This window comes from Nocardia flavorosea NBRC 108225 (assembly GCF_001613385.1).
Classification (GTDB): Bacteria; Actinomycetota; Actinomycetes; order Mycobacteriales; family Mycobacteriaceae; genus Nocardia; species Nocardia flavorosea.
In genome coordinates this window covers 401,935-413,910 of the sequence record NZ_BDCG01000016.1, presented here as the reverse complement: position 1 = coordinate 413,910, position 11,976 = coordinate 401,935, and the positions used below count along the sequence as shown (strand labels likewise).

Annotated in this window: 1 protein-coding gene; it reads right to left on the bottom strand. The window is 67.4% G+C overall.

Annotated elements, in window-relative coordinates:
• Nucleotides 1-11,850: non-ribosomal peptide synthetase (locus tag NFL01S_RS22220; RefSeq protein ID WP_157116795.1), on the bottom strand; the 11,850-nt coding region annotated here is incomplete at its 3' end.
• Nucleotides 11,851-11,976 lie beyond the last annotated feature (126 nt).

Below are 11,976 nucleotides of genomic sequence, written 5' to 3'. Positions count from 1 at the left end.
GGCCAGCGCTCCCGGGTTCGCGGCGGTGCTCTCGGCGAAGACCGACAGCATCGACGGGACGAACGAGGTCGCCGTGACACGCTCTCCGGCGATGACGGAGGCGAGGTAGATCGGGTCGCGGTGCCCGTCGGGTTCGGCGACGACCATCCGGCCGCCGACGGTCAACGGCGCCAACAGCTCCCACAGCGACACATCGAAGGTCGCGGGGGTCTTGAACAGCACCACATCATCGCGGCCGATACCGTATTCGCCCACTATCCAGGCGATCTGGTTGGCGATTGCCGCATGCGATACCGCCACGCCCTTCGGCCGGCCGGTCGAACCGGACGTAAAGATCACGTATGCCGCATTCTCCGGCCGCAGCGGCGCCGACCGATCGGAATCGGTCACGGCCGAGGCGTCGTAACCACTGGTATCGAGCGCGTCCAGGATCAGTACCGGTGCGCCCGCGACCGCCTCCGCCCCGACCGCGTCGAGATCCGCGACGGTCGTCAGCACGCATTCCGGGTCCGCGGTGTCGAGGATGTGCCGAATCCGCTCACCCGGATGGGTCGGGTCCAGCGGCACATACGCGCCGCCCGCGGCGATGACGGCATACATCCCGACCACGAAATCGAGCGACCGGGAGACCAACAGCCCGACCAGCGATTCCGGGCCCACGCCCTGCGCGATCAGGCGGCGGGCCAACCGGTTGACCCGCGCATCCAGCTCGGCATACGTGATCTCGGCACCATCGGAGGTCACCGCCACGCGGTCCGGGAACCGGGCAACCGCCCGCGCGAACCCGTCGAGTGCCAGCGTTTCCGGCACCGGGTACTCGGTGGCGTTCCACTCCGTCAGCACCCGGGTCCGCTCGGCCGGCGCCAGGATCTCCAGCTCGCCGACCGGGATCGAGGGATCCGCGAGGATCTCGGCCAGCAGACGGGTGAACCGGTCGACAAAGCCCTGTGCGGTCGCGTGATCGAACAGATCGGTGGCGTAGGTCAGGAAACCGGTCACCCCCGCGGGATCGCCCGCGGCGTCGTAGCTGTCGCCGACCAGCACATGCAGATCGAACTGTGAAACCTCGGTATCGACCTCGACACCGGAAATCACCAGACCCGGCAGCTCCAGCCGCGATTGCCCCATGTTCTGGAAGGTGAAGCCCACCTGGAACAGCGGATGCCGCGCCTGCGACCGCGCCGGGTTGAGCACCTCCACCAGACGTTCGAACGGCACATCCGCGTGCGCGAACGCCTGCAGATCGACTTCACGCTGGCGGGCCAGCAGATCGGTGAACGCCTCGCCGCGTTCCACCTGTGTCCGGAACACCAGCGTGTTCACGAACATACCGATCAGATCGTCGAGGGCCCGCTCACCACGACCCGCCACCGGGGTACCGATGGTGATGTCATCCGTACCCGACAACCGCGACAGCAGTACCGCGAACGCCGTATGCACCACCATGAACAGGGTCGCGCCACGCTGCTGCGCCAACTGCTGCAAAGCGGCATGGGTTTCGGCGTCGATCGATACCTCGATGCGGCCACCCCGATAGGACTGCACCGCCGGACGTGGACGGTCCGCCGGTAGGTCGAGCTGGTCCGGAATTCCGGCCAGCGCCGACTGCCAGTACCCGAGCTGTTCGGCCGCGACCGATTCGGGATCGTTCTCGTCGCCGAGGAGTTCACGCTGCCAGAGCGCGTAATCGGCGTACTGCACCGGAAGCGGGGCCCAGCCCGGCGTCTCCCCCGCGGTCCGCGCGGAATACGCGATCATCACATCGCGGGTCAACGGCCCCACCGAGGAACCGTCACCGGCGATATGGTGCACCACCATGGCCAGGACGAATTCGTCCGCGGCATCGTCGATCTCGAACAGCGCCACCCGCAGCGGCACCTCGGCCGTCACGTCGAAACCGGCCGACGCCAGCTCGGCCACCGCCGTGACGATCTCCGAACCGGCGACCGGCCGCACCTCGAGCTGCGGTATCGCCTGCCCCACCGGCAGCACCACCTGCACCGGACCGGTTTCGGTCTCCGGATACACGGTCCGCAGCACCTCGTGCCGCAGCACGAGATCGGCAAGCGCTTCCCGCAGGGCATCCACATCGAGCGCACCCGAGAGACGGATGGCGAACGGCAGGTTGTACGCGGCGGAGGCCCGGTCGAAGCGGTTGAGGAACCACATCCGCTGCTGCGCCGACGACAGCGGCACCCGCGCCGGCCGCGGCCCCGCCACGAGCGCCTTACGGGTCCCCGCGCCGGCCTGTTCCTGAATCCGCGCGGCCACCGCGGCCACCGTGGAAGCCTCGAACAACACCCGCACCGGCACCTGCGCGTCCAGCGCCTGCCCGACCCGGGCAGCCACCTGGGTCGCGATCAGCGAGTTACCACCCAACGCGAAGAAATCATCATCCGCGCCGACCCGCTGCACTCCGAGGACATCGGCGAACACACCGGCGACGATCTCCTCGATCGGAGTCGCCGGGGCACGGAACTCACGCGTCTCGAACGTCGGCTCCGGCAGTGCCTTACGATCCAGCTTGCCGGACGTGTTCAGCGGGAATGCCTCGAGTTCGACGACGGCCGCCGGGACCATATAGGTCGGCAGGACATCACGAAGCGTATCCAGCAGGACCCCGGAGACGATTCGTTCTCCCGGCGCCGGCACCACATAGGCGACCAGCTGCTCACCCAGCTGCGAGGCGGCGACCGTGACGACCGCCTGACTGACCTGAGGCTGCGCCAGGAACGCCGACTCGATCTCCCCCAGCTCGATCCGCTGACCACGGAACTTCACCTGGAAATCGGTACGCCCCAAATACTCGAGGACCGGCTCACCATCGACACGCTGCCAGCGCACCAGATCGCCCGTGCGATACATCCGCGCACCCGGATCGAACGGGCTCGCCACGAACCGGTCAGAACTGAGATCCGGACGCGTCACATAGCCGCGAGCCAACTGGTCACCGGCCAAATACAACTCACCCGTGACCCCCTCCGGCACCGGGCGCAATCGCGAATCCAGCACATACACACGGCTGTTCCACTGCGGCACACCGATCGGCACACTGCCGGTCTCGTCACCCGTGGCCTGCCAGTAGGTGATCGACACAGCGGCCTCGGTCGGACCGTACAAGTTGTGCACCGCAGCATCAGAAACCGCATGCATCGCCGTCACCGTCTCCGGCGGCAACGCCTCACCGATCACGAACACATGCTCGAGACTCGGAACCGACCCCGCCGCCGTATGCGCGGCGAAAACAGTCAGCATCGACGGCACGAAATCGGTGACTGTGACCCGCTGTTCGGCAATCACCCGGGCCAGATACTCGGGGTCGCGATGACCATCCGGAGTAGCGACCACCAAGTGCGCACCCGCAGCCAACGGCAGGAAATAACCCCACAGTGAGACGTCGAACGTGGTCGCGGTCTTCTGCAGATAGACGTCACCCGCATCCATCGGGTATTCCGTCAGCATCCACGCGACCTGATTCGCAATCGCCGAATGCGGCACCGCCACACCCTTCGGACGACCCGTCGAACCCGACGTGAAGATCACATACGCGGTATTCGACGGCCGCACCGGCGCAAGCCGATCCACGTCCGTCAACGACGCAGCATCGAAACCACCGGTATCGAGCGTATCCAGCGCCAGCACCGGCACACCCGCGATCTCCACCGGCGTGCCACCATCGGCCACACCGCCATCGGAGCCCGCCGTCACCGCCCGCACGTCGGCAGTGGTGGACAGCAGACACACCGGGTTCGCCGTATCGAGGATGTAACCGATCCGCTCCCCCGGATGCGACGGATCCAACGGCACATACGCACCACCAGCCGCCACCACCGCATACATACCGACCACGAGATCCACCGACCGGGAAACCAGCAACCCGACCAACGACTCCGGACCCACACCCTGCGCGACCAGGTACCGGGCCAAACGATTCACCCGAGCCGAGAACTCGCCATACGACAGACTCGTCCCCTCGAACGACACCGCCACCCGATCCGGGTGCGCCGCCGCCATCCGCTCGAACCCGTCCAGCAGCAGCTGCTCGGGCAGCGCATGCTCGGTCGAGTTCCAGTCGGCCAGCACCTCCATACGTTCGACCGGCGCCAGGATCTCCAGATCGCCCACCGGGACACCCGGGGTCGTCACCACCGCATCCAGCAACCGCATGAACCGATCGGCGAACGATGCGGCGGTCTCGGGGTCGAACAGGTCGCGGGAGAACGACAGTTCACCCTGCATCGGCGAGTTCGTATCCTCGCCCATGCCACGGAAATTGAGCGAAAGGTCGAACTTCTCCAGCCCGATCTCGAAATCGACCGGGGCGACCCGCAGTTCCGGCAGTTCGAAGGTGCGGTCCGGCAGGTTCTCGAACGACAACGCCACCTGGAAGAACGGATGCCGGGCCTGGGAGCGGGTGGGATTGAGCACCTCCACCAGCCGTTCGAACGGCACATCGGCGTGCGCGAACGCCTGCAGGTCCGCATTACGGACCGCAGCGAGCAGTTCGGCGAAACTCATCCCGCCCTGGACCTGAGTCCGCAGGACCAGCGTGTTGACGAACATGCCGACCAGGTTCTCCAGCGCGGCCTCGCCACGGCCGGCGACGGGAGTGCCGACGGCGATATCGGATTCGCCGGTCAGCCGGGCCAGCAGCGCGGCCAGCACACTGTGCACCACCATGAACGGTGAAGCGTTGTGCCGGCGGCCGAGGTCGGCGATCCGGCGCCGCATCTCCGGCTCGATCACGAAGGAATGGGTACCGCCCGCATACGACGACACCGCGGGCCGCGGGCGGTCGGCGGGCAGGGCCAGTTCGTCCGGCAGTCCGGCCAGCTCCTGTTTCCAGTACCGGATCTGATCGGAGATCAGCGATTGCGGATCGTCCTCCGACCCCAGCACTTCCCGCTGCCACAGCGCGTAATCCGCGTACTGCACCGGAAGATTCACCCAGGCCGGCGATTCCCAGCTGATGCGGGCCGCGTAGGCGACCATCACATCCCGCGCCAGCGGGCCCATCGACCAGCCGTCGGCGGAGATATGGTGCACCACCATACCGAGCACGTATTCGGTATCGCTGATTTCGAAAAGCCGCGCATGCAACGGCACTTCGCCGGTGACGTCGAACGCCATCGTCGCCAGATCGATCAGGTGATCAATCAGCTTGTCCTCGCGGATCCGGAACGGGGTCAGGTCCGGAACCACCTGCGCCGCGTCCAGGATCACCTGAACGGGCGTCTGCCCGGTTTCCGGGAACACGGTGCGCAGAGATTCGTGCCGGTCGATCACATCGATGATCGCGACCTGCAGCGCCGCCACATCGAGTTCACCGGACATCCGGATGGCGACCGGGATGTTGTTGACCGCCGATTCGGTGTCGTAGCGGTTGAGGAACCACATCCGCTGCTGGGCCAGTGACAGCGGGATATCGCCGTCGCGGCTGCGGGCGACCAGCGCCTGCCGCGCACCTTCGCCGACATGGGATTCGATCCGCGCCGCGAGCGCCATCACGGTGGACGCTTCGAACAGGGTGCGCACCGGCACCCGGGTGTCCAGGGCGGCGCCGAGCCGCGCCGCGACCTGGGTCGCGATCAGCGAGTTACCACCGAGTTCGAAGAAATCGTCGTCGAGACCGACCCGGTCGACGCCGAGGACCTCGGCGAAAACGTCCGCGACGATCTCCTCGATGGGCGTGACGGGCGCGCGGAACGCCTGGGTCTGGAACTGCGGCACCGGAAGCGCCTTGCGATCCAGCTTCCCGGCCGGAGTAAGCGGGATCTCGTCCAGCACCATGATCGAGGACGGCACCATGTATGCGGGCAAACGATCCTGGATATGCGCCGTCACCGCGGGCACATCGACCGGATCGCCCGGCGCGGCAACGATATACGACACCAGCGTCATCGCGCCGGAGACGTTCTCGTGGCCGATGGTGACAGCGAAATCGACGGCAGGGTACGAGGTCAACGCGGCATCGATCTCGCCGAGTTCGATGCGGAACCCGCGGACCTTCACCTGGAAGTCGTTGCGGCCCACGTATTCGACGGTCAGCGCGCCGGAGCCGTCGCGCCGCCAGCGTACGACGTCACCGGTCCGGTACAGGCGCTCCCCGTCACTACCGAACGGGTCCGCGACGAACCGGCCGGCGGTCAGCGCGGGCCGGGCGTGATACCCGCGGGCCAGCTGGATACCACCGAGATACAGTTCGCCGATAACCCCCTCCGGCACCGGGTCCAGCCCGGTGTCCAGCACCAGCGCCCGCATACCCCGCACCGGGCCACCGATGGTGACCGGTTCGCCGGGCTGCAGCGGACCGCTGATATTGGTGGCGATGGTGGCCTCGGTCGGACCGTAGGCGTTGAACAGCCGGCGCCCCGTGGTGGCCGCCCAGCGGCCCGCGAGATCCGCCGGAATCGCTTCACCGCCGGTGATGACGACGCGCACATCGTCCATCGCGTCGAGATCCAGGGACGCCAGCACCGACGGGGTGAGGAATGCGTGTGTCACCCCGGTCGTCTCGATGAGATCGGCCAGTTCTGCGCCGCCGAACATCATCTGCGGCACGATGACCATGGTGCCGGCCGCGCCGACGGCCAGCAGCAGTTCCAGCACCGAAGCGTCGAACGACGGGGAGGCGAAGGCCAGCGCGCGGGTGGAGGTATCCAGGCCGAACCGCTGCACCTGCTCGGCCGCGAAGTTACGCAGACCGACGTGGGTGACCACGACCCCCTTCGGCAGACCGGTCGAACCGGAGGTGTAGATCATGTACGCCGTGTTCGCGGTGCGCAGCGGCGCCCGCCGATCGGCATCGGTGATCGCATCGGCCGAACTCGCCATGACCTCCGCGGCGAGTTCGGGATCGTCGAGGCTGATCCAGCCGCCGGACAGCTCCGGCAGTTCGGGTAGTTCGTAATCCTCGGTGAGCCCGAAGGCGGCGCCCGAATCGGTGACCATGTGGATGATGCGGTCGGCCGGATAGGCCGGATCCACCGGGACCAGCACCGCACCGGATTTGACGATCGCCCACAGCGCCAGCTGATACCGCCACGAACGACCCAGCGCCAGCGCGACCGAGACCTCCGGCCCGGCCCCGCGCTCGATGAGTACCCGCGCCAGCTGGTTCGACGCGGAATCCAGCTCGGCATAGGTATAGGACTCGTCGTCGGCGACGACCGCGATACCGTCGGGATTGGTGACCGCCGCGGCGGCCAGCAGGCCCGCCAGCGTATCCGGCTGTTCGGCCGGTCCGCCGGCGCAGGCGGTGAGTTCGGCACGCTCGGCCGGATGCAACAGTTCGATGGCGCCGACCCGGGTGTGCGGATCGGCGACGATCACGTCGAGCAACCGCTGCCAGCGGGTAACGAACGAGCGGACCGTGGACTCGTCGAACAAATCGGTGGCATAGGAGAGAACCAGGTCCATACCTGCCGGTTCACCACGGCTGCCACGCTTTTCGGTGACGGTCCAGACGAGGTCGAATTTGGCGATCGCCAGTTCGATCTCCGCGGCGCTGATCGACAGCCCGGGGATCTCCAGATCGGCGTGCGAGATCTCCTGGAACGACAGCATCACCTGCACCAGCGGCTGCCGGGCCTGCGAGCGGGCCGGGTTCAGAACCTCGACCAGCCGCTCGAACGGGACATCGGCGTGCGCGAAGGCGGCGAGGTCGGCTTCGCGGGTGCTGTCGAGGAACTCGGTGAACGGACGGGTGCCGTCCACGTCCGAACGCAACACCAGGGTGTTGACGAACATACCGATCAGATCGTCGAGAGCCTGTTCGCCACGGCCGGCCACCGGCGTGCCGACAGCGATATCACCGGTTCCGGAGAGCCGCGACAGCAACACCGCCAGCGCGGCGTGCAACACCATGAACAACGTCGAACCGTTGCCCCGTGCCAGATCCGAGAGGCGTTCGTGCAATTCGGCATCGATGGCGAAATGGTGTTGCGCACCCCGGAAACCCTGCACCGCAGGCCGCGGCCGATCGATCGGCAGGTCCAGCTGATCGGGGAGTCCCGCCAGTGTTTCCCGCCAGAAGGCGATCTGCCGGGCCGCCATGGAATCCGGATCGTCCTCGCGTCCCAGCAGTTCCCGCTGCCAGACGCTGTAATCCCGATACTGCACCGGCAGCGGCGCCCAGGACGGCTCCACACCCGTCGCGCGCGCCACGTAGGCCGCGGCGACATCGCGGGACAGCGGGCCGAAGGAGAAACCATCGGCCGAAATATGGTGCACCACAATGGCGACCGCATGTTCGGGGGTGCCGTTGGACCGGCCGCCGGCCACCTCGTAGACCCGCACCCGGATGGGCAGTTCCCGGGTCACGTCGAAACCGATGGCGGCGAATTCGGCCAGCGCATCCGGCAGCCGGTCGGCATCGATCCGCTCCACCCGGATACCCAGGTCGACGTCGTCCATCGGCAGGACCAGCTGATAACCGCCGTCCCCGGATTCCGGGAAAATGGTCCGCAGCGACTGCTGCCGTTCGATCACATCGTCGAGGGCCGCGGTGAGCGCCGCGACATCGGCATGACCGCGCAGCCGGATCACGAACGGCAGGTTGTAGGTGGGCGCGGCGGGGTCGAACTGGTTGATGAACCACATCCGCTGCTGCGCCGGCGACAGCGGCACCCGGTCGGGCAGCGACCGGGCCACCAGCGGCGGCCGGGATTCGCGGGACTCACCCGAAGCGGCGATGTCGATACGGGCCGCCAGACCGGCCACGGTGGGAGTTTCGAACAGCGCCCGGACCCCGATGCGGACCCCGAACACGGCGCTGATCCGCGCAACGACCTGGGTCGCGACGAGCGAGTTACCGCCGAGATCGAAGAAGCTGTCGTCGACACCGACCACCTGCTGGCCCAGGATATCGGCGAAAATTCCCGCCACGACGTGTTCGGCCTGCGTACGCGGGGCGCGGAAACCGGCCACGTCGGCGCTGAACACCGGTTCGGGTAGCGCCTTGCGGTCCAGTTTTCCGCTGGTGTTGAGCGGAAGCGCGTCCAGCACCAGGATCGCGGCCGGGACCATATAGGACGGCAGCTTCTCGCCGAGGAAGCGGGTGAGTTCGACCGGTTCGACGGTATGCCCGGGTACGGGTACGACATAGGCGGCCAGCTGCTGACCGGCGGCGGTATCGACCACCAGCACCACGGCCTGGCTCACCGCCGAATGCGCGAGCAGATCGGTTTCGATCTCGCCCAGTTCGATGCGCTGACCGCGGAACTTCACCTGGAAGTCGGTCCGGCCGAGGTATTCGAGCACCCCGTCGGCGCGCCAGCGCACCAGGTCGCCGGTGCGGTACATCCGGTCCCCCGGCGCACCCAGTGGGTCGGCGACGAAACGGTCGGCGCTCAGGTCCGGACGGCCGAGATAGCCGCGGGCCAGCTGCCGGCCCGACAGATACAGCTCACCCGGTGCGCCGACCGCCGCAGGCCGCAGGCGGGCGTCGAGCACCTGGACACCGACATTCCACTCCGGCACACCGATCGGCACCGAGACGGTATCGGCGGCAGTGGCCTCCCAGTACGTCACCGACACCGCGGCCTCGGTGGGGCCGTACAGGTTGTGCAGGCCGGCGCCGGAGATCGCCTTCATCGCCGCGACCGTTTCCGGTGGCAGCGCCTCGCCGATCACGAACACCGCGCGTAGCGATGCGATCTGTCCGGGGTCGGCGTAGGCGGCGAATACCGTCAGCATGGACGGGACGAAATCGGTGACGGTCACCCCGTGCCGGGCAATGGTTTCGGCGACATAGGCCGGATCGCGGTGGCCGTCCGGAGTCGCGACGATCAACGCGGCGCCCGACATCAGCGGCAGGAAATAACCCCACAGCGAGACGTCGAAGGTGGTGGCGGTCTTCTGCAGGTAGACGTCGTCGGCGGTGAAACCGTAGCTGTCCAGCATCCACAGCTGCTGGTTGACGATGGCGTGATGGCTCACCGCGACACCCTTGGGGCGGCCGGTCGAACCCGAGGTATAGATGACGTATGCGGTGTTGTCCGGGCGCAGCGGGGCGAGCCGGTCGGCATCGGTGACCGGCTCGTCGGAGAACCCGGCGGTATCCAGGGTGTCGACCGTCAGCGACCGCACCGATTCGGGCAGGTCCGGCTGATCCGCGGTAACCGTCAGCACACAGACCGGCGTCGCGCTCTCCAGGATGTAGGCGGTGCGCTCCGCCGGATGGTCCGGGTCGATCGGAACGTAGGCGCCGCCCGCGCGCAGTACGGCGTGCATCGCCACGACCAGTTCGACCGAACGGCGCATCCCGAGAGCGACCAGCGATTCCGGGCCCACACCGTCGGCGATCAGATACCGGGCCAGCCGGTTGACCCGCGCACCGAATTCGGCATAGGTCAGACCTGTCCCCTCGAACTCGACCGCGAGGTTGCCCGGGGTACGCGCGATCTGGGCGTCCAGCAACGCGGGCAGCGTGGTATCCGGCACCTCGCGCGCGGCATCGTTCCAGGTCTCCACGGTCGCGACGCGTTCGGCGGCGGTGGTGATCGCGAGCTGCCACACCGGCGCGTCGGCCGCGGCGGCCAGGAACCGTTCGAAGAATTCGAGGAACCGGGTGTGGTGACGGCCGGCCTCTTCCGCGGTGTAGAGGTTGGGGTTGGTTTCGAAGTCGATATGGCTGCGGGTGCCGCCGATCGACTGATAGAAGTTGACGCCCAGATCCTCGATACTGCCGGTGGACAGCACATGCAGGCTGCCGACGCTGTCACCGAGGCGTAGCTCGTCCTGGAACAACATGATGTTGACCCACGGCCCGAAGAATTCCGTGGTCACCACGCCACCGCCGGCGGAATCGCGGCGGATGTCCTCGTGCCGGTAACGCTGATGACGCAACGCCCCGGACACTTCGAGCTGCACCTGGCGGCGCAGATCGGCGATCGTGGTCTCGGCGCCGACGTGCAGCCGCAGCGGGACGATATTCGACGAGACGCCGCCGGAGCGGCGCATGAGCGCGGTGGTGCGCGCGGTGACCGGCAGGCTGAGGATGACATCCTCGGCGCTGTTCCATTGCGCGAGGTAGGCCGCGAACGCGGCGATCAGCTCCTGAGCAGGCGAGGATTCGTAGCGGCGCACCGCTTCGCCGAGCGCGGCGTTCTGGTCGTCGGTGAGCGGCCCCTGGACCACACCGTTGCGGGCGGCCGGGGCGGCCGAACGCCCGGCCAGGCTGGTGCCCTCCTCGAGTCCCGCGACCCGTTCGGCCCAGTACTCCTTATCGGTGCGGAAGCGGTTGCTCTCGCGGTAGGCGATCTCCTGGTCGTACAGGGTGCGCAGCTGCGCGGCCTTGGACGGCGCGGGTTCGGTACCCGCACGGTAGGCCGTGTACAGCTCGGCCATCCGGTTCATCATGTTCATGGCGCCGTAGCCGTCGATCACGATGTGGTGCGCGCGCACATACCAGTACCAGTGGTTTTCGCCCAGGTGCAGGGCCGCGGCACGTATGAGGCGGTCGGTGGTCAGATCCAGTGGGCGGCCGTACTCGTCGCGCATCCATTCCCGGGCGGCGGCGACCGGATCGTCGGCGGTACGCAGGTCCACGTAGCGGACCTCGTCCTCGAGGCTGTGGTCGACGAACTGCAACGGTTCCCCGTCGCGTTCGACGATGCGCAGCAGGCCCGAGCCCAGTTCGTGGGAGGCGTCCAAACTGGCCCGGGTCAGGGTGTCGACATCGAGCTCACCGTGCAGTTCGACGTACTGGGCGATATTGACCGGCACCTGTGGGTCGACATGCTGCGCGTACCAGATACCCAGCTGTGCAGGCGACAGGGGGAACAGATCCCCGTCGGCGGTTGCCGAACCACTGTTCGTACCGTTCCCGCCGTTGTCCAGCCGGTCCAACCGTAACCTCGCTTCCGGAACGCACGCGTGCGCTTCCCGTCACCACCTGGTCGCGACGCGCACCGCCCGTAGCGCGATGTCCGCTGTTCCAGGTCCACTTCTTGTTCGATCAGGCAGAAATGTCCA